Raw genomic sequence first — 19,281 nt, forward strand, 5'->3', positions numbered from 1 at the left:
AGACGATGAGGTAGATAGGTCATGGGTGGAAGCACGGCGACGTGTGGAGCTGAATGATACTAATCGGTCGAGGCTTTGATCTAGTCTAAGGTTTGTGTGAATTGATGAGTCTTCAGTTTTCAGGGAACAACCCTGAAATGGATTGACACGCCCTTGGGGCGATGTTAATATTCTTTTGTCTGGTGGCGATAGCGAAGCGGCCACACCCGTTCCCATGCCGAACACGGAAGTTAAGCGCTTCAGCGCCGAAAGTAGTTGGGGGTCTCCCCCTGTGAGGATAGGACGCTGCCAGGCAAGATCGTTCCGCAATAGCTCAGTGGTAGAGCAACCGGCTGTTAACCGGTAGGTCGTAGGTTCAAATCCTACTTGCGGAGCCAATTAAGGCCCGTTGGTCAAGCGGTTAAGACACCGCCCTTTCACGGCGGTAACACGGGTTCGAATCCCGTACGGGTCACCATTTGGAGGATTAGCTCAGCTGGGAGAGCACCTGCCTTACAAGCAGGGGGTCGGCGGTTCGATCCCGTCATCCTCCACCATCTTTTTAATAAATAATCAAACCATATATGCCGGTGTAGCTCAGTTGGTAGAGCATCTGACTTGTAATCAGAGGGTCGAGGGTTCGAATCCTTTCGCCGGCACTCCTTGGGGGGGTAGCGAAGTGGCTAAACGCGGCGGACTGTAAATCCGCTCCCTCGGGTTCGGCGGTTCGAATCCGCCCCCCCCCACCAGGTTTGAGCCATTAGCTCAGTTGGTAGAGCATCTGACTTTTAATCAGAGGGTCGCAGGTTCGAGCCCTGCATGGCTCATTTTTATGCGGAAGTAGTTCAGTGGTAGAATACGACCTTGCCAAGGTCGGGGTCGCGGGTTCGAATCCCGTCTTCCGCTCCATATTATTCCCTTGACGGGGCCTTAGCTCAGCTGGGAGAGCGCCTGCCTTGCACGCAGGAGGTCAGCGGTTCGATCCCGCTAGGCTCCACCATTTGTTTTTTTCTTAAGTTACTTATGACTTAAGTTTTTTTTTGCCTAAATCCATGAACCATTCACTTGAGAGTACAGAGAAAGGCAGCCTGCCACCATTCAGGCTGCCTTTTTGTATGTTTATTCATCATTGTGTGAAGTTGAACCACGAGTTTGGTAGCGTTTACAATGAAGCTATAAACGTTCAAGGGGGAATGGGGATGAATTGGTCATATATTGAAGTACCGTTACGTTATGGACAGGGGAAACATGGCGTAGAGCAAGGTCCATCAAAATTACGGGCACTCGGATTGGAAACACTATTGCCAGCAGAAGCGAAGCAACAGATAATCCGTGTCTTACCTGAATCTGAAATGATTAACAGTGAAGAGCATTTGAAGCGGGTAGATGGAGTCTTATACACGGTGCAAGAACTCGCGGAGGTTGTCGATGCAGACATTCAAGCGAAGCGATTCCCGTTGATTGTTGGGGGCGATCACAGCATGGCAATCGGAACGCTGGCGGGTCTTGCCAAAACGGGGCCATATGGTGTCATCTGGGTCGATGCGCACGCTGACTTGAACACGGGTGAGACCTCACCATCAGGCAATATTCATGGGATGCCACTTGCTGCGGCGATGGGGATGGGAGATATCCGCTTGACTGAGGTCGGCGGACGTGAACCGAAACTCGCGCCCGAACATTTGGTGTATATGGCGCTTCGGGACATCGACGAAGGTGAAATTCGAGAAATCAATCGACTCGGTATTAAAGTAATCACGGTCGAAGAGATTCGGACACGGGGTGTCGATGTCATGATGGACGAGGCACTCGCTTATTTGCGCGCACGTGTGGATCGCTTCTATCTCAGCTTCGATATGGATAGCTTGGATGCGAAACTTGTTCCAGGCACCGGCACGCCAGTCGATCAAGGACTGACCGCCGAAGAAGGCAAAGCCATCTTGGCCGAAGTGATGAAGGCTGACGATTTGATTGCGGTCGAACTCGTAGAATTAAATCCATCGCTCGACCATGATGACACAACGGCCCAGTTGGCGTTCGAGTTATGTAAAACGATTTTGAAATCCAGAGAAAACCTGTTATTGGAAAGTGAAACTGTCTGACGACCTTACAGTTTCCGAGTCTGTTTGCTACAATGGACTTGGAAACTTTTTTTATTGTCATGCGATTTTAATGAAACCTACATAGAGACAAATCCGTATAGAAGGATGACCGCATAGGTTGCGGAGAGGGGAAGTGGACTGATGGAACGGCTGACCACCCGTTTAGTCGACGAATTAAGGTCGGGGAATCATGATTCGTTTGCTGAGCTGGTAGAACTGTACAAGGATGGTGTCTTTGCTGTCGCTTATAAGATATTATATGATCGTGGCGAAGCGGAAGACGCAGCCCAGGAGACGTTCATTCGGGCGTATACCCGGATTGATACGTACGATCCTCAGTACAAGTTCAAGACGTGGCTCTATCGCATTGCAACGAACGTCGCAATCGATCGTCTCAGAAAACGAAAGCCGGAGTATTCGATGGATGCCGAGATTGCGGGCACCGACGGCTTGACCTATCAGGACCATTTGGCTGATGAAGCACCCCAACCCGATGCCCAAGTCGTTCATCGCGAAATTCGAGGCGAGATGCATGACGCGATTAAGCAGTTGCCCGATAAGTATCGGATTCCGCTCCTGCTGAAGTACGTGGATGATTTATCGCTCAAAGAGATTAGCGTCATGATCGATATGCCGGTCGCTACGGTTAAAACAAGGATTTTCCGGGGAAGAGAAATGTTAAAGACAATCTTTCAAAACAGGGAGGGGTTCAATTGACTCCTGAAGAAAAAGTACAACAATATTTGGAAGATGGCATCCTGCCCGAAGAATCTGACGAACTACGTCACTTGTTGGAGGACGACGACTTATATGAAGCGTACCTCCAATACGAACGAATAGATGCCGAACTGAAGGCCTTACCACGGCCGAAACTATCCGATGATTTTACAGCCCGTGTGATGGCATCTCTACCGGACGCGAAAGCACGGGTCGAGGTCACACCGGTGACTCGATTTGATGAAAAAGTCCAGACGAAACGCAAACCACCATCCAAATGGATGACGTGGTTCCGTAAGCATCCAGGACTGATGGCAGCCGCCTTATTCTTCAGTTTGATGTCGAGCGCGACACTCGGCCTATGGAACGAATCGACAGAGACGATGACGTACACGAAAGTGCCGGGCATCGTTGTCACGTCGAACGAGGTCGTCATCCCGGAAGGCGTTACCGTCGAGCGGGATATCACGGTCCAAGGCGGGGACCTTCGAATTGAAGGGACCGTCAATGGGAACGCGACGGCTGTAAATGGTCGGGCTTATCTGGCTAGCGCTGGAGAAGTCACGGGAGAACTTGAGCAGATCGATCGGATGTTTGAGTGGATGTGGTATTCGTTCAAACAAATCTTCTAACGGAGACGCCGGAGACGGCGTCTTTTTGTGTTCGTTTCAATCTGGTTTCGTTTTATTGTCTAGCGATGCGCGGTTTCGGAAATGTGATATAATGTAATTTGCACGAATTGGCTAGGTAGTTGAGGAGGGGAGCATTTGCCGCTACTTGAACAGGTATCATTCTTATCATTTTTTAGTCTTTCAGAGAACGTACATTGGTACGATTATTTGAATGACGTTTTAGATATTGTCGTCGTCACGTATGTCATCTATAAGTTGATGATGATTGTACGTGGGACAAAAGCGGTCCAATTGATTAAAGGGATTTCCATCATCCTTGTCAGCTGGTTCCTCAGTGGGTTCTTTGGGTTGAAGACGTTACAGTTCTTATTGAATCAAATCATCACATATGGACTACTTGGGATCATTATCATCTTCCAACCAGAACTCCGAAGAGGACTCGAGCATTTAGGACGAACAAGTAATTTGTTCGGCCGAACGAGCACGAGCGATGAGGATAAGCAACGCCAAATGATCGAAGCGATCGTCAGTTCGGCGCAATACATGTCAAAACGTCGCATCGGTGCATTGATTGCGATTGAACGCGATACGGGCTTGAATGAGTACGTCGAGACCGGGATTCGCATGGATTCGCACATCACATCACAACTGATCATCAACATTTTCATTCCGAACACCCCGCTGCATGACGGGGCGATGATTATCCAGGACGGGAAAATTGCGGCCGCGGCTTGTTATTTGCCGTTGTCCGAGAGCCCGCACATCGATAAAGCGTTAGGGACACGACACCGGGCCGCCATCGGGGTCAGTGAAGTGACTGATAGCGTGACCCTCACCGTCTCTGAAGAAACAGGCGCCGTGTCACTCGCGATTGCCGGTCGTCTGTATCGAGAGTTGGATGAGGAGGCACTTCGCAATAAGTTGATCCAAGAACTCGTTAATGAAGAAAAAGAGACGACGCTCTCGTTCTTTAATAAAAAAGGGGGGGACAAGTAAGTGATTGATCAGTGGTTACAACATAAATGGTTTCTCCGCGTCATCGCACTTGCTTTAGCCATCCTACTTTATTTCATGGTCGCCGAGACGAGTTCGTCGACCAACTCCACGAATGCCCTCCCGATCGTCGGACAAAGTTCGATGACGCTCGACGTTCCCGTCGAAGTGTTTTTCGATGAGGTGCAGTACGTGGCGTATAACGTCCCAGAAGAAATGAGCGTTGAACTGCAAGGTCCGTCCAGCAGTTTGACGATGACCAAATTGGTGAAAGATTATCAAGTCTTCGTCGATTTAACGAACCTTGGGACAGGCTTCCATCGCGTTCCGGTCGAGGCACGAGGTTTTGGCGGAGACGTCAACGTCGAACTCGAGCGGGATACGGTCGAAATCTATATTGACCGCAAACAGACGGTCGAAGTCCCAGTGTCGGTCAACCTATTGAATAAAGATCAATTGCCAGAAGGGAAAGTGGTTGGTGACGCCGATATTGAACCGGCAACGGTGAAAGTGTCGGGCGGTGCCAGTCGGATTCAAAACGTCAAAGAGATCACGTTGAACGTCGATGTCGCCAACCAAAGTCAAACGTTCACGCGAGAATTGACGCCGACGATTTTAGATGCGAACGGCAATCCGCTCAACGTGACTGTTGAACCGAACATCATCAGTGTGTCGGTCCCGGTCTACGAACAAAGTGCCGTCTTCCCGATCGAAGCAGTCACGACTGGTGAAGTGGCCAACGATTACAGACTTGTCGATACGTTGCTTGAAGAGACGGAAGTCCGTGTCTTTGCGCCACAAGACGTGCTCGATGCGATCGACACCGTGGAGACGGAGCCGATTGATTTAGACGGCATCGACAAGACCGGGAAAGTGACCGCCAATCTCGCTTTGCCAGAAGGCGCTTCATCCCTTGCGACAAAGCAAGCGGAAGTCCAATTGCTCGTCCGGGCTGCAGATGAGACGCGAGACGACACAGGCGAATTGACGGAACGGGTTCGCTTGACGGTCCCTGTGACCGTGCGGGGGTATGACCGGACCAACTTTACGCTCCAAGCTCCTGAAGTGATTGGAGTGACGTTGTCCGGGAAGCGATCCCTGTTGGAAAACATCACGTCGAACAGTGTGAGTGTGACCTTGGATTTGACAGGTCTCCCGAGCGGACTGCATGGGGTCGACGTCGATTATGAAGTACCAAAAGGTGTGACCGTCGTCTCACCGAAAACGATCGACATTGAGTTGACGAGTGTCGATGAACAAACCGAAACGTCCTCGATTCAATGAGGCGTTCAATCATACAAAAGTGAGGAATTGAATTCATGGGTAAATATTTTGGAACTGATGGAGTCCGCGGTGTCGCGAACTCAGAATTGACAGCAGAATTAGCATATCGTTTAGGTCGTGCGGGCGGCTACGTGTTATCGAAACACTTGCCAGTCGGCGAACAGCCAAAAGTTTTGATTGGCCGTGACACACGCATTTCAGGCCACATGCTTGAAGGTGCACTCATCGCGGGTCTCCTATCAATCGGAGCCGAAGTGATGCGTCTCGGCGTCATCTCGACGCCAGGTGTCGCTTATTTGACGAAGTCGCTTGATGCAACAGCCGGTGTCATGATCTCGGCATCGCACAACCCGGTCGCGGATAACGGTATCAAGTTCTTTGGTAGCGACGGCTTCAAGCTCGATGACGCGACAGAAGCGGAAATCGAAGCGATTTTGGATGCGTCGGAAGACACGTTGCCACGCCCGGTCGGGAAAGACCTCGGCTTTGTCTCAGACTACTACGAGGGTGCACAGAAGTACCTTCAAATGTTGAAACAGACGGTCGACGAAGATTTCGACGGTCTCCATATCGCCCTCGACTGCGCCCACGGTGCAACGAGCGGATTGGCAGCCCGTTTATTTGCTGACCTCGAAGCGAACGTCTCGACGATCGGGAACTCGCCGAACGGCTTGAACATTAACGAAGGTGTCGGTTCGACTCACCCAGAGCACTTGGCGCAATTCGTTCGTGATAAAGGAGCGGATATGGGTCTTGCTTTTGATGGCGATGGCGACCGCTTGATTGCGATTGATGAGAACGGCGATATCGTCGACGGCGATAAAATCATGTACATTTGCGGGAAGTACTTGAGCGAGAAAGGTCGTCTCAAAGACAACACAATCGTTGCGACGGTCATGAGTAACCTCGGATTCCATAAAGCCGTTGAAGAGGCTGGTATGACGGCGCTTCAGACGGCAGTCGGTGACCGTTACGTCGTCGAAGAGATGAAAAAACACAACTACACACTCGGTGGCGAGCAGTCGGGTCACCTCATCTTCCTCGACCACTCGACGACGGGAGACGGTATGCTCTCTGGCGTTCAACTCGCCCAAATCGTGAAGACGACAGGCCGCAAGCTGTCAGAACTCGCGGCTGAGATGCCGGTCTACCCACAAAAACTCGTCAACATCCGTGTCACGGATAAGAATGAAGCGATGAACGGCGACCGTGTGCTCGCGACGATTCAAGAAGCGGAAGCAGAAATGAACGGCAACGGCCGTATCCTCGTCCGCGCCTCTGGTACGGAGCCGCTCGTACGCGTCATGGCGGAAGCACCGACTTCGGAAGAATGTGACCGTTATGTCGAACGAATCGCACAAGTTGTCCGCGAAGATTACGGTGTAGAAGGATAATTCTGTCGAAATAGGGAATAAAACAAGGGAATCCGTCCTCGGGTTCCCTTTTTGTTTCCGTTTTGTCACTGTGAAATTATGTGATTTTCTTGACGAATGGAGGTGTGATTTGTACTATTAAAAGCGTGACCTTAGAAACGGAAGGACACCCAGTACGAAACAAGCGCCAGAACTCTTCGGAGTTGACGAGGTTGGAGGTTATCGAGTTTTCGGCGGATGCCTCCTAGTCGCCTGTCACGACTACAAGCAAACCCTCAAAACGCCCGGGCGACCGGACGGCCAAAGGGGAGCGCGTTGACAGCTCTTAGAAAAAGCCCGTTTCCTTTTTCGAGAAATCGAATATAGAGGAGATTTTTGTATGTGTGGAATTGTAGGAATGATTGGGAATACCGGAGCGAAGGAAATCCTTCTCAAAGGTCTTGAAAAACTCGAGTACCGCGGTTACGACTCGGCAGGTCTTGCTTTGATGCATGATAATGTGAACGTGCATAAAGAAGTCGGCCGGATTGCTGCGCTACGCGAAGTCGTCCCAGCAGAAGTAGATGGCACGATTGGAATCGGCCACACACGATGGGCAACACACGGGGTGCCGAGCGTGCCGAACGCCCACCCGCACCAGAGCACGACGGGCCGCTTCACGCTCGTCCACAACGGTGTCATCGAGAACGACGAACAGATCAAGGCGACACTCGACGTGCCGTTCCTCTCGGAGACGGACACGGAAGTCATCGTCCAGTTGATGGAGAAGAACTTCGTCGAACTCGGCGACGTCGAGGCGGCGTTCCGCAAGACGTTGTCTGAGCTCCACGGCTCGTACGCGATCGCGATGATCGACTCGGAAGATAAAGAACGCCTCTATATCGGCAAGAACAAGTCACCGCTCCTCGTCGGACTCGGCGACGGCACGTTCAACGTCGTGGCGTCTGACGCGATGGCGATGCTCCAAGTGACGGACCAGTACCTCGAGCTCCACGACGGCGAGATCGTCATCTTGACGCGCGAATCGGCGACGATCAAGACACTCGACGGCGAAGTCCTCGAACGTGCCCCGTATACGGCCGAGATCGATGCGTCAGACATCGAGAAAGGCACGTACGCGCACTACATGTTGAAGGAGATGGACGAGCAGCCGGCCGTCATCCGCAACATCATCCAGCACTACCAGAACGACGCCGGTGACATCGAGCTCACAGAAGGCGTGCGCTCGCTCGTCTCAGAAGCGGACCGCATCTATATCGTCGCCTGTGGTACGAGCTACCACGCTGGTCTCGTCGGCAAGCAATTGATCGAGCGCGTCGCAGGTGTGCCGACAGAAGTGCACGTCGCTTCAGAATTCGGTTACAACATGCCGCTCCTCACGGAGAAGCCGTTGTTCCTCTTCATCTCACAATCAGGTGAGACAGCGGACAGTCGGGCCGTCCTCGTCGAAGTGAAGAAGCGCGGCTACAAGGCGCTCACACTCACGAACGTTGCCGGTTCGACGCTCTCACGTGAAGCGAACGAAACGATGCTCCTCCACGCCGGCCCGGAGATCGCGGTCGCATCGACGAAAGCATACACGGCCCAAATCGCCGTGCTCGCCATCCTCGCCTACGACATCGCTCGTGCGAACGGCAAGAAGCTTCCGTTTGACCTCATGACAGAGCTCGCGCGTGTCGCGACGATCATGGACTCGGTCATGGCTCAAAAAGAAATCTTTGAGCAATTGGCAGACAAGTTCTTGAAAGAGTCACGCAACGCGTTCTTCCTCGGTCGCGGCATGGACTCATACGTCGGTCTCGAAGGTGCCCTCAAGCTCAAAGAGATCTCGTATATCCAAGCAGAAGGCTACCCAGGTGGTGAGCTCAAGCACGGACCGATCGCCTTGATTGAAGATGGCACACCGGTCATCACGCTCGTCTCGCAACCAAACACGCACCTCAACATCCGTGGAAACATCAAGGAAGTTGTCGCCCGTGGCGCCGTTGCCTGCACGATCTCGATGGAAGGCATGGAACACGAGAGTGATTCATTCGTCTTGCCGCGTGTCGAGCCACTGCTCACGCCGCTCGTGACGGTATTACCGCTTCAACTCATCTCGTATTACGCGGCTCTTGCGCGTGATTGCGATGTCGACAAGCCACGTAACTTGGCGAAATCAGTCACAGTCGAATAAACGGTAGGCCAAGATCTTTCAGGTGTGCCCGTAAAATTAAGTTGTTTTTTAGCAAAACAAACTGTATTCTTGGTTAAATATAACGTTCCCTAACACGAGGGAAATCGGAATCACTATCCGATTTCCCTCGTGTTTTTTGTTTGACGGTTTGTCAAATTAAGCGCAATACTTCCTCGGTGAAGACCTCGTGTGCTGTTTTCTAGCTAAGGCATTTCCTCGGCAATCCGTTGATCTTGGCGAGCGCGGAGGAGCCCGTTGGCGTTCTCGTTGCTTCCTCTCTACCAGGACGAGTAGGGTTCGGCGAAATAGAACGACACGCCGAGGGGCGCCCAGATGCGCTCTTGACAGCTGAACTCTTTGCCCCGGTCCGTCGTCGGTGCCATCCGGAAATGAGCCGTTCACCGCACGGATCGCCCATCGAGGCCGCGCTTCGATCCCTGATTGGCAGGACGATGTAGAATCGGCTCTTGCGCTCTATGAAGATCGCGACGCATGCCTTCGACTTCCTAAGACTCGAAACGACGGTGTCGCGCTCCCAGTGACCGAAAGTCCCGCGTGTGCGTACCTCTCCTCGCAATCTGTTTCGGTGACCAGGTCGCCCGCAGCTTCTCAATGATTGTCAGACGTGTCTTCGTCTTGGCGCCGTAGTTGGTCTTTATCTTCAAATAGCGTTCCTTTGCGCGTTCAGGTATTACACTTAATTTTACAATTCATTAAAGACATCTTTTAATAGATGTCTTTTTGTAATTTTTTTAAATAAAATTTGAAATTAAATGGTAAAAGAAGGACAATGTTTTTAGGGGGGTTAGTTGAATAATATAAATAATGAGGTGGTATAAATATGTGGGCTGATGACGCTTCAAAGATAGATATGTTGGCTTATAGACCTTATGCTGATTTGATTGCTGAAATTGCTATAAGTGAAAGGATGAATCCTTTAACTATTGGATTATTTGGTAATTGGGGGAGCGGTAAATCAACATTGCTAAATTTGATTGAAGAGCAAACTCAAATACAGACAGATAAAAAAATCGCTGTGATTAAAGTAAATGCATGGATGTTTGAAGGATATGAAGATGCAAAAACAGCTCTGATGGAATCTATATTGCAAGGGATGAAAGAGAATCAATCCTTTATAGATGCATCTAAGGATAAAATTAAAAGTCTGAGAGATAGAGTCAATTGGATGGCAGTAGGTAAGACTGCATTAAAACACGGAATACCATTAGCTATGGCAGGGTTTACAGGAATTCCACCAATAATGATATCTACGCCAACAAATTTAGATTCTCCAGAGGATGTTCAGAAACATATTGACCAAGCCACACAATTTAAAGACGGTTATATGAAAACACCCTCAGAGGGGAACTTAATAGAGAATATAAGGAGTTTTAGAAACGACTTTAGTGCTCTAATAGAAGAGTCTTCGGTGGATAATCTCATCATTCTTATTGACGATTTAGATAGATGTAATCCTGACCGTATCATGGATACTCTTGAAGCGATTAAACTATTCCTTTCAGTTCAGAAAACAACTTTTATAATTGCAATGGATGAAAACATAATCACCTACTCTATTAAAAGAAAATATCCTCAATTAAGTGATGAAGGGATTAACGTTTCTACAGATTATATAGAAAAAATCGTACAACTGCCGATTAAAATTGCAGAGTTAGCAGAAAGTGATGTTAAGAACTACATGTTGTTACTTATTGCGGAAATACACTTGAATGACACCGTACTAAACCAACTTCTTGAACGCTTAAAAGATAAAGGGATTTTTATAAAGGGTGAAATCATCTCTGGAACAGAAATACTAGAAATTGTTCAAAAAGAAACTGAGGACAATGGATCGAAGTATAAAAATGGAGTGACTGAGAATGATTTTGAACAGCAAATTCGAATTTTTAATGGCATAGGAAGTATTGTAGCTTCTTCTTTAAAGGGAAACCCACGTCAAACCAAGCGATTCTTAAATACGTTTTATATACGCAAAAGGCTCGCAGAAATTCAACGAATTGAATTGAATTCATCAATTTTAGCTAAATTAATGGTGTTAGAATATTTTGATAGTGAGTTATTTAAAGAGTTGTTCCAATGGCAGTTTGAACACGATGGTAAACCAATCCAATTAAAGACTCTCGAAGATAGTGTTTTGGGCGAATTGAAAGATGGAGAAGAATTTAATATTGAGTCTTTAAGCAAAAATGTTAACTGGACAAGTGAAAAGATGAAGCGTTGGTTGGGTGTCCATCCGAGACTTACAGATGTAGACCTTTCTCCATATTTTTATTTGGCGAAAGATTCTGTATCTGATAGAAGACTCTTTTCAGTAAATCTAAATCAAGAAGAAAGAAAATACATTAATCAAATATGCGATATTGATGTAAACGTTGCAATTCGTAGAAAAAGAATAAAACAAATGCTCACAATGGATGAAGTCACGAGAAATGAAATCTTTAAAGGTATCTTGGAACGGTATCACCAAGACAAGACGCAATTAGAAACATTGATCGAATGTTATGAATTGCTTCCTCAATATAAGTCTAAAATCTTTGATGAGTTGAAAAAAATAGATGGAGAACGTATTAGCTTTGATGAAATTCTACTTTTTAAGCAATTAGATGATGGCTCATTTTCGGAGTTAAAAGAGTATTATATTGAATTTAAAAAATCAAAGCGAGAACTTTGGGAACTAGGGGAGATGTAATAGAATGGGGACGTCAAAAGGCTATTTACCACCTACAGGCTTTCTTTGGCCAGATACAAAGAGAGATGTAACAAAGATGGTGAAAGACAACTTTAGCCCATCATCAACAGGTAAAGCGATTTCCAATTTTGCAAAAGCGTTGAATAGCTCTCGAGGTTCGGGATCAAATTCTAGTAGAGCTATTCAATCAAGCGGGAGAGCACTAAGTTTTGTTGATTCTGTTAGAAAATACGGTTTTTCTGAAACGTTGGACCGATATGGGCTTTCTCATTTGAAAAATGAAACTCCTGAAAATGTACGAAGCGGATTAATTAAATATTTTAGTGAAGGGGGTAATGAGTTTTACGAAAGCATTTCTAACCAAAGCATGAATGAACTTATGAGGGAGCTTCTTAAAGGTATTAATGCTGTAGATGATTTTGAAGAAGCCTTTACTTCTTTGGACACAGGTGACTTCATGAGAGAATTTATTATCAAATTTATACAAAATTGCTTTTTTGCAAATTTCACTGAGAAGTTACTGAGTATGTTTGACAATATTGACAAGTATAAAGTGGCTGAGAAACACGTTAAAAGATACATTAGAACCTCTATTGAAAAAAAGTTCTCTATGAAAAAAATCCAAGAGATTGATTGGAATGGAGATGAAGGCAATAGAGTTTTGAATACTACATATGAGAATACTCTTGAAATTCTTTCTGCTTGGGGTGAGATAAATGAGTGAAATTTGGATTAATAAGAATGTTGATGATTTGGATATTGTAGACTCATCAGATAAACATTTTCTTGTATTTAATTTATTTGATAAAAAGAATAAGTCGAATGTAAAAACGGATATGGAACAGCTGTGGAGGAGATTCGGTATTGAATATTTAAATGAGGTTAACGAGGACTTCCTCGTAATTGCCTCAAGTGTATTCTGTGCCGACAAGAGAATTCCAAGAAAGAACTTCTCAGATAATTGGACTAGAAGTTTAAAACTCTATATTCCTGTATTGGAATTAGAGAAGTGGAATTCAGTAAAAGCAGAACTTGAATACACGATTGGTTTTTTAAGCGGTGATAAGTGGGAGTTTGAATTCAGACTCACAGAATTAAGATTCAGAGGTGATAAAAAAAATTCTAACAATATCATAAATAAAGAAAAATATGATTCTGTTAGCTTGTTTTCTGGAGGATTAGATTCATTCTGTGGGGCATTATCACTCTCAGAGGAACAAAAGAATGTTCTTTTTCTTGGATTTAAGGAATACAGTCTTTTGACTAATCGTCAAAACGAATTATTCAGGTCTATAAATAATCATTATACGATCTTGGAAAGTGAGCTATTACTGTTCAATGTAAATCCATTAATGCCAGTTCAAAGAGGTGATCAGTTAGAAAAACTTTCAGTAGAGAGTACGAGTCGTAGTAGGTCATTATTGTTCATTGCAGGAGCTGTTTCTGTCGCTTCATTAATAGGAGAAGATACTCCAGTATACATACCCGAGAATGGGTTTATCGGAGTAAATGTCCCTCTCACGAATAGTAGAACAGGTAGTTGTAGTACGAGGACTACGCATCCGATTTTTATAAAATCATTGAATTCTATCCTTGAGAAGATAGGCATTAAAAATGAGATTTCAAACTTTTATTGGGATAAGACTAAAGGAGAACTTTTAGAAGAGCATAGGGATAATGAAGTATTTAAAGCTCATTCGCATGAAACTCTTTCTTGTTCTCATCCTTGCCTATCTCGTTATGATAAAAAAAAGAGTGATAAGGTAACCACCCCTTGTAATTGCGGTTATTGTTATCCCTGCTTAATTAGAAGGGCTTCCTTTTCTAATATCGATAATGACAATACGTTATACAATCCCCTATATGAGTTAGGCACAGATTTCATCATGAACTATAACAATATTCAAGGGAGAGCAAGTGACTTAAAGGCTGTTTTATTTAGTCTCAATCGTTATCTTGAACACAAGGAAGACGATGATTACGTCAAAGGATTGTTGCTTCAGCAGGGCACATTAACTGATGAAGAGTTAAAAGGTTATGAAAGAGTTTATCGTAAATCTATGGATGAATTGTTGGAGATGGTAAAGAGCCATGACAACGGACTAATTAATTATGCAGGTGTTCAGGAAGCGGTAGAACATGAATAATTTGTCTGATATGCACATTCATATAGATTATTTTACGAATTATAAACAAATGTACAATACGTTTGAAGAAAGTCACACGTATGCTCTTTTTGTAACTAATTTGCCTGAAATATATCAGAGTTGTCTAAATGAATTTTCTGAAGGTAAATATGTGAAGTTAGGTCTTGGTTACAATCCGCAACTTAGTGCGAAATATCCGTTTAACAAAAACTTATTCGATTCGATGCTACTAACCACTAAATATGTTGGAGAAGTAGGATTAGACTATTCTAAAGAGTTTGTTCATACGAAGAAAGTACAAAATGATGCGTTCGACTATATCTGCAATCAGTCAGCGAGGTTGAATAAGATAATGTCGATTCATTCTCGAAAAGCAGAAAATGATGTTTTAGAAATGCTCATAAGGCACGAGGTAGAGCATGCTATCTTTCATTGGTATTCAGGTGATATAGAATTTGCACGAAAAATTGTAAATCAAGGTTATTACTTTTCCGTAAACCATTCTATGCTGAACTCTCAAAAAGGTTTTGATTTTATTAAGTCTGTACCTCTTGATAGATTGCTCCTTGAGACAGATGCTCCTTTTGGTAAATCAAACTTAAACGGTATATCTTATAACTTACCTGAGATATATAATAAATTTTCCGAAAAATTAAGTGTAGAGAAGTTCGAACAAATTATTTATCAAAATCTAAAAACTCTATTAACAAAGCAAAAAGAATCATTAAAATAGTGAAAAGGGGAGTCCTCAGAATGTTATTCTCCCTTTTACCTGTAGACCTGTTTCTATGTACTCGTAAAATTAAGTTGTTCTTTAGCAAAACAAACGGTATTCTTGGTCAAATACAACGTTCTCTAACACGAGCGGAAATCGGAATCACCATCTGATTTCCGCTCGTGTTTTTTTGTTTGATAAAAAGAGCGATGGAAAAGCCTGTAGAGAAAGAACGTAGAAAAAAACGAGAAGAAAAGCTTAGAGAAAAGCAGAACAAATTTAGCACTTCAGGGAACAACTAATTTGACTACAATTTATGGGAAGTCAGTCGTACCAAGGGTTTTAGAAAATACTCAGGGAACGACTTTATTTTACGGGTACACGGAATCTTGGCTTTTTTGTGGGGAAAGTAACAAATTGTATGAAGAGAAGGCCGTCTATAGACGGCTTTTTTGACGAAGTGAAGAACTCTTTCAAAAGATGCAACGAATCGGTTTAGTTTTCATAAAACGGTTCAAGAGGATACTAGAAGGATAAAAGGAGATGAGTACCATGAACATTGTCTATGGAAGTCACCGGACGCATTGGGCAATCGGGTTGTTGATCGGTTTAGTGTCGTTCTTACTCAGCAGTTTCCTCTTCAGTCTCTTCATTGAAGCCGGTGTGCTCGTCACGTTCCTCACCGGTGTCGTCGGCAGCATCCTGTTGTTCTTCTTGCTCGGTCACCGAGAACACTTGATTCGAAATGTCGGCTTGAGCACGATTGGCATGGTCGCCTCTATCTTGCTCGGGTTTGCGGTTGGCGAAACGTTCGCGGCCATCTTCCCGACGCTCGGTGACACGTACGGAAACACGGCATTCCTGATTATGGTGACGACGGCCTTCGGTACGATGCTCGGCGTCATCGTGTACGGAAAGAAAGCACTCGGCTTCTTCCTATTGGCCAGCTTCGTCACGGCACTCGTGTTGACCGTCTTGATTGAAGTCACGAACGTGATGAAAGGCCAGTTCTGGCAAGGGGTTGATTTGAATTACGTGCTCATCGTGACGACGATCGGAGCGGTGGCCGGGTTCGCGCTCGGCTTGTTCGAGGATGTGAAGCACGCGCATTAACTTGAAGATCGCCGCGAGGCGGTCTTTTTAATGTATCAAAGCGATAACAAATCATCGCATTGGTCTTAAAAACGTCTCACCACCTCGATAGCAGGGTAACGTATACACATAAAGACGTAAGGGAGAGATTTGATGAGACAGAAAAAATGGATGACAGGTTTGAGCGCGATGTTGCTCGCGACGACTTTGGCAGCTTGTGGGGATGCCGAGGAGGCGCAGACGAGCGATTTGACAGAAGAACATTCGGACCATTCGATGATGGACCATTCGGGATCAGGAGAGGTGCCGAGCGGATTAAGTGAAGCGACAGATCCGACGTTCCCGGTCGGGTCGACCGCTATGATGACGGCCGACCATATGCCGGGCATGGATGGCACCGAGGCGACAATCGTCGGTGCATATGACACGACCGTCTATTCGGTCTCTTATACCCCGACGGATGAGGGCAATCCGGTCGAGGATCACAAGTGGGTCATTCACGAAGAACTCGATAATCCAGGCGAGGCACCGTTAGAAGAAGGCGCCGAAGCCACTCTGGCCACGGACCATATGGACGGGATGGACGGCGCCGAGGCGACGATTGATTCGGCCGAACAGACGACGGTGTATATGGTCGACTTCACGACAAACGACGGGGAAGACGTCACGAACCACAAATGGGTCACAGAAGATGAACTCGAAGCCGTAAAATAAAAATCAACCTCAGGATATCCTGAGGTTTTTATTTATTAACGGTGATTATTTATTGATAAACGATAAAAATAAGATTATGATGAAGGTATCAAACGAGGTGAGGTGTCTGAATCATGAAACGAGAGACGGTTTTTTTACGGTTGGCCGTATTCGTTCTGGCTGTCCCGATTGTGGCGGCCTGCTTGTTGTTGCTTCCGTACATTTGGCGCGAGGCGGTCGAGAGTGGGAGTTGGATTGAGGACTCGATTCGTCCGATTGTGATTGGCATGTACGTATCGGCCATCCCGTTCTTCATTGCGTTGTTTCAAGCGTTCATGCTGCTACGGTTGATTGACCGCGACGAAGGGTTCTCGTATCGAGCTGTCCAATCACTCCGCACGATCAAGTATTGTGCGCTGGCGATCACGGCCGTCTATATCGGGACGCTCCCTTTCTTCTACTGGTTCGCCGAGCGAGATGATGCGCCTGGGTTTCTTCTCATCGGGCTCGTCTTTGTGTTTGCCGCGTTCGTCGTCGCCGTATTTGCGGAACTGTTACAGAAACTATTGAAGCGTGCCATCGACATGAAGCAAGAAAATGATTTGACGGTCTGAGGTGAGATATATGGCGATTATCGTAAATCTTGACGTAATGTTGGCGAAACGAAAGATGAGTGTGACCGAGCTGTCTGAAAAAGTGGGTATCACGATGGCGAACTTGTCGATTTTAAAGACCGGCAAAGCGAAAGCGATTCGTTTCTCGACGCTCGAAGCAATCTGTCAGGCGCTCGACTGTCAGCCGGGCGACATTTTAGAATATCGGGAAGAGTGATGGACAGGGCGATTGCCCTGTTTTTTGTGGAGTTTGAAACGTTTTCCATCACGTTGCGTATAAGACAGGAAAGAAGAACGAAAAGGGGAAACAAGATGGTCCAGGTATGGAATGATCGGGCGCGCACCGCAATAAAAGGGAAGACTGGTACATTGATCCTCTGGTCATTTGTATGCTCGATTGTATTAGAAGTTGGATTGATGATGGACCCGTATTATTACGGATTCGAGTATGATACATTGGCACTCACATTTATTAGCCTAGCGGGTCTCATCTTATACGCCGGGTTGCTCCCGGTCCTCGTCGGTTATAACTGGGTGATGTTAGAAACAATCCGTGGGAAGTCGATGTCGTTACGCGATGTCCTTACGCCGTTCCGACATCGCTACGTGAAACATTTGCTCGCCCCACTGCTCGTCATGTTGTTCCAAGTGCTATGGTCATTTTTACTGCTTGTACCGGGCATCGTGAAGTACTTCTCGTACGCCTTCACTTTCTTTATTTTGCGTGACGAACCCGAGCTGTCCATCACGGAGGCGATCACGAAATCACGGACGTTGATGCGCGGACGAAAGTGGGAGGCATTCAAGTTGATTTTGCCATTCATCCCGATGTATCTAGTTGGTTGGATTTTTTTCATACAACTCGACATGATGTTTCTCGGATCGTGGATTTACCTCGTTGCCTTGACACTGATTCGCCCGTTCATCGTCAGTCGTTTCGCTGTCATGTATGAACACGCACGAATCGAGTATGATGCGCAGTGGAATCGTTCGGCCTGAAGCGCATCGGTTCCGGCGTATAAGTCCTCGGTCATGATACAATCTTCCTGACAGAAGGGGGAATGGACATGAACATCGGCATTATCGGAGCGGGATTGAGCGGGATTGTCGCAGCACGCGAGCTCGCCCGTCACGGTCATACAGTTGAATTGATTGAAAAGAGTCGGAGCGTCGGGGGACGCTTGGCGACGAGACGGCTCGGAGACGGCAAAGCCGATCACGGAGCAGTCTATTTCACCGTACGAGGGGAAGAACTCAAACAAGATGTCGCCGACTGGAAGACAAAAGGGTGGGTGAAAGTCTGGACGCCGACCCGTATCCTCGTTACGTCGCCGTCGACGGGATGAACACCTTGGCCAAACGGTTGTCTGACGGATTGACCGTCCATTTGAACGAATGGGCCGAGACGGTCACGACACGAGATGGTCAGGTCAGCGTCCAGACGGATGTGACGACGCGACAGTATGATCGTCTCCTCATCACGTCGCCGCTTCCGCAGACGCTCGACTTGCTCACAGACTTTTCAGTCGATGCGGCGTTGCGTGAATTGACTTACGCCCCGACGTTTGTCGGCTTGTTCGAGTTCAGTAGTGAGATTGCCATCGGTCCGGACGGGATTCTCGATACGGACTTGGCACCGGGTCTGTTGAAAATCATCAACAACCGCCAAAAAGGCATCTCGGCGACCGAACTCGTCAGCGTCTACATGGACGAGTCGTGGAGCGAGGAGTGGTATGAACGAGCGGACGAAGACACGCTTCGTGAGATTGAGCGTCTGTTGCAAACGGTGACAGGGTCGGCGGTGATTCAATCGAGGCAGTTGAAACGGTGGCGCTATGCGCAGGCGACCGACGTCTGGAACGAGCCTTACCATCGATTGCGTGACGAGCCGATTTTCTTGGCCGGTGACGTCTTCCTCGAGCCGGATGACACTTCAGGCCGGACTCGGTTCGAGAGCGCGTACGTCTCAGGACTCCGTGTCGCGGAAGCGATGCGTTAAACCTTCTTCGGAAGGTTTTTTCATGACCGTGCCGAATAGTCAGACATATGAATTG

The 19,281-nt window shown here is 46.8% G+C and carries 18 protein-coding genes, 8 tRNA genes, 2 rRNA genes and 1 pseudogene; 28 read left to right on the top strand and 1 reads right to left on the bottom strand.

Annotation, left to right across the window (positions count from 1 at the left end; translation table 11 throughout):
* The 17 genes from KNP81_RS04900 to glmS form a co-directional block, all read left to right on the top strand.
* Nucleotides 1-83, top strand: a 23S ribosomal RNA gene (locus tag KNP81_RS04900); the annotation flags it as partial.
* A gap of 95 nt (nucleotides 84-178) precedes the next feature.
* Nucleotides 179-294, top strand: a 5S ribosomal RNA gene (gene rrf / locus KNP81_RS04905).
* 8 nt (nucleotides 295-302) lie between these two features.
* A tRNA-Asn gene (locus tag KNP81_RS04910) sits at nucleotides 303-377 on the top strand.
* 5 nt (nucleotides 378-382) lie between these two features.
* Nucleotides 383-457 (top strand) — tRNA-Glu (locus tag KNP81_RS04915).
* Between the two features lie 3 nt (nucleotides 458-460).
* Nucleotides 461-536 (top strand) — tRNA-Val (locus KNP81_RS04920).
* Nucleotides 537-565: 29 nt separating this feature from the next.
* Nucleotides 566-638 (top strand) — tRNA-Thr (locus KNP81_RS04925).
* A 6-nt stretch (nucleotides 639-644) separates the two neighbouring features.
* Nucleotides 645-728 (top strand) — tRNA-Tyr (locus KNP81_RS04930).
* Between the two features lie 5 nt (nucleotides 729-733).
* A tRNA-Lys gene (locus tag KNP81_RS04935) sits at nucleotides 734-806 on the top strand.
* Between the two features lie 7 nt (nucleotides 807-813).
* A tRNA-Gly gene (locus KNP81_RS04940) sits at nucleotides 814-888 on the top strand.
* A gap of 15 nt (nucleotides 889-903) precedes the next feature.
* Nucleotides 904-979: transfer RNA gene (locus KNP81_RS04945), tRNA-Ala, on the top strand.
* A 199-nt stretch (nucleotides 980-1,178) separates the two neighbouring features.
* Entirely contained in the window at nucleotides 1,179-2,081 is a 903-nt protein-coding gene (gene rocF / locus KNP81_RS04950) for an arginase (protein WP_214718852.1), read from the top strand.
* 141 nt (nucleotides 2,082-2,222) lie between these two features.
* Complete coding sequence (gene sigW, locus KNP81_RS04955) at nucleotides 2,223-2,798, top strand: RNA polymerase sigma factor SigW (protein ID WP_114166576.1); 576 nt, start codon at nucleotides 2,223-2,225, stop codon at nucleotides 2,796-2,798.
* On the top strand, nucleotides 2,795-3,430 hold the full coding sequence (locus KNP81_RS04960) for a bactofilin family protein (protein WP_214718853.1): 636 nt from the start codon (nucleotides 2,795-2,797) through the stop codon (nucleotides 3,428-3,430). Before sigW ends, KNP81_RS04960 begins: the two co-directional genes overlap by 4 nt.
* Nucleotides 3,431-3,565: 135 nt before the next feature.
* Nucleotides 3,566-4,426, top strand: a complete 861-nt coding sequence (gene cdaA, locus KNP81_RS04965; RefSeq protein WP_214718855.1) for a diadenylate cyclase CdaA — start codon at nucleotides 3,566-3,568, stop codon at nucleotides 4,424-4,426.
* Complete coding sequence (locus KNP81_RS04970; protein WP_214718864.1) at nucleotides 4,427-5,707, top strand: CdaR family protein; 1,281 nt, start codon at nucleotides 4,427-4,429, stop codon at nucleotides 5,705-5,707.
* A 35-nt stretch (nucleotides 5,708-5,742) separates the two neighbouring features.
* A complete protein-coding gene (gene glmM / locus KNP81_RS04975; RefSeq protein ID WP_214718866.1) occupies nucleotides 5,743-7,101 on the top strand; it encodes a phosphoglucosamine mutase in 1,359 nt (452 codons plus the stop codon).
* Nucleotides 7,102-7,459: 358 nt separating this feature from the next.
* On the top strand, nucleotides 7,460-9,256 hold the full coding sequence (glmS, locus tag KNP81_RS04980; RefSeq protein WP_034779756.1) for a glutamine--fructose-6-phosphate transaminase (isomerizing): 1,797 nt from the start codon (nucleotides 7,460-7,462) through the stop codon (nucleotides 9,254-9,256).
* A gap of 199 nt (nucleotides 9,257-9,455) precedes the next feature.
* Here glmS and KNP81_RS15520 read toward each other — a convergent pair.
* A pseudogene (locus KNP81_RS15520) lies at nucleotides 9,456-9,824 on the bottom strand (IS30 family transposase); the annotation flags it as partial.
* A gap of 273 nt (nucleotides 9,825-10,097) precedes the next feature.
* On the opposite strand from KNP81_RS15520, the gene KNP81_RS04985 reads away from it, so the two are divergent.
* The 11 genes from KNP81_RS04985 (at nucleotide 10,098) to KNP81_RS05030 (ending at nucleotide 19,226) form a co-directional block, all read left to right on the top strand.
* Nucleotides 10,098-11,966, top strand: a complete 1,869-nt coding sequence (locus KNP81_RS04985) for a KAP family P-loop NTPase fold protein (RefSeq protein ID WP_214718868.1) — start codon at nucleotides 10,098-10,100, stop codon at nucleotides 11,964-11,966.
* 4 nt (nucleotides 11,967-11,970) lie between these two features.
* On the top strand, nucleotides 11,971-12,690 hold the full coding sequence (locus KNP81_RS04990) for a hypothetical protein (RefSeq protein WP_214718870.1): 720 nt from the start codon (nucleotides 11,971-11,973) through the stop codon (nucleotides 12,688-12,690).
* Nucleotides 12,683-14,113, top strand: a complete 1,431-nt coding sequence (gene qatC / locus KNP81_RS04995; RefSeq protein WP_214718872.1) for a Qat anti-phage system QueC-like protein QatC — start codon at nucleotides 12,683-12,685, stop codon at nucleotides 14,111-14,113. The genes KNP81_RS04990 and qatC overlap by 8 nt, the downstream gene beginning before the upstream one ends.
* Nucleotides 14,106-14,846 carry a TatD family hydrolase gene (locus KNP81_RS05000; protein ID WP_214718874.1) on the top strand — a complete coding sequence of 247 codons (741 nt, stop codon included), beginning with the start codon at nucleotides 14,106-14,108 and terminating at the stop codon, nucleotides 14,844-14,846. The genes qatC and KNP81_RS05000 overlap by 8 nt, the downstream gene beginning before the upstream one ends.
* Before the next feature lie 534 nt (nucleotides 14,847-15,380).
* Nucleotides 15,381-15,941 carry a hypothetical protein gene (locus KNP81_RS05005; RefSeq protein WP_214718876.1) on the top strand — a complete coding sequence of 187 codons (561 nt, stop codon included), beginning with the start codon at nucleotides 15,381-15,383 and terminating at the stop codon, nucleotides 15,939-15,941.
* 132 nt (nucleotides 15,942-16,073) lie between these two features.
* Nucleotides 16,074-16,634, top strand: a complete 561-nt coding sequence (locus KNP81_RS05010) for a YdhK family protein (protein WP_214718878.1) — start codon at nucleotides 16,074-16,076, stop codon at nucleotides 16,632-16,634.
* A gap of 113 nt (nucleotides 16,635-16,747) precedes the next feature.
* Nucleotides 16,748-17,227: a DUF2975 domain-containing protein gene (locus KNP81_RS05015; RefSeq protein WP_214711172.1), complete on the top strand. Its 480-nt coding sequence runs from the start codon at nucleotides 16,748-16,750 to the stop codon at nucleotides 17,225-17,227.
* Nucleotides 17,228-17,237: 10 nt separating this feature from the next.
* Nucleotides 17,238-17,444 carry a helix-turn-helix domain-containing protein gene (locus KNP81_RS05020; RefSeq protein ID WP_021065857.1) on the top strand — a complete coding sequence of 69 codons (207 nt, stop codon included), beginning with the start codon at nucleotides 17,238-17,240 and terminating at the stop codon, nucleotides 17,442-17,444.
* Between the two features lie 95 nt (nucleotides 17,445-17,539).
* Entirely contained in the window at nucleotides 17,540-18,226 is a 687-nt protein-coding gene (locus KNP81_RS05025) for a DUF975 family protein (RefSeq protein WP_214718880.1), read from the top strand.
* A 68-nt stretch (nucleotides 18,227-18,294) separates the two neighbouring features.
* Nucleotides 18,295-18,573: an NAD(P)-binding protein gene (locus tag KNP81_RS15235; protein WP_251130281.1), complete on the top strand. Its 279-nt coding sequence runs from the start codon at nucleotides 18,295-18,297 to the stop codon at nucleotides 18,571-18,573.
* Nucleotides 18,516-19,226 (top strand): FAD-dependent oxidoreductase, encoded by a 711-nt coding sequence (locus tag KNP81_RS05030; RefSeq protein WP_353048076.1) that lies wholly within the window; start codon nucleotides 18,516-18,518, stop codon nucleotides 19,224-19,226. The genes KNP81_RS15235 and KNP81_RS05030 overlap by 58 nt, the downstream gene beginning before the upstream one ends.
* The last annotated feature ends 55 nt before the right edge of the window (nucleotides 19,227-19,281 follow it).

Origin of the sequence: Exiguobacterium sp. s149 (assembly GCF_018618395.1) — a bacterium.
Taxonomy (GTDB): domain Bacteria; phylum Bacillota; class Bacilli; order Exiguobacteriales; family Exiguobacteriaceae; genus Exiguobacterium; species Exiguobacterium chiriqhucha.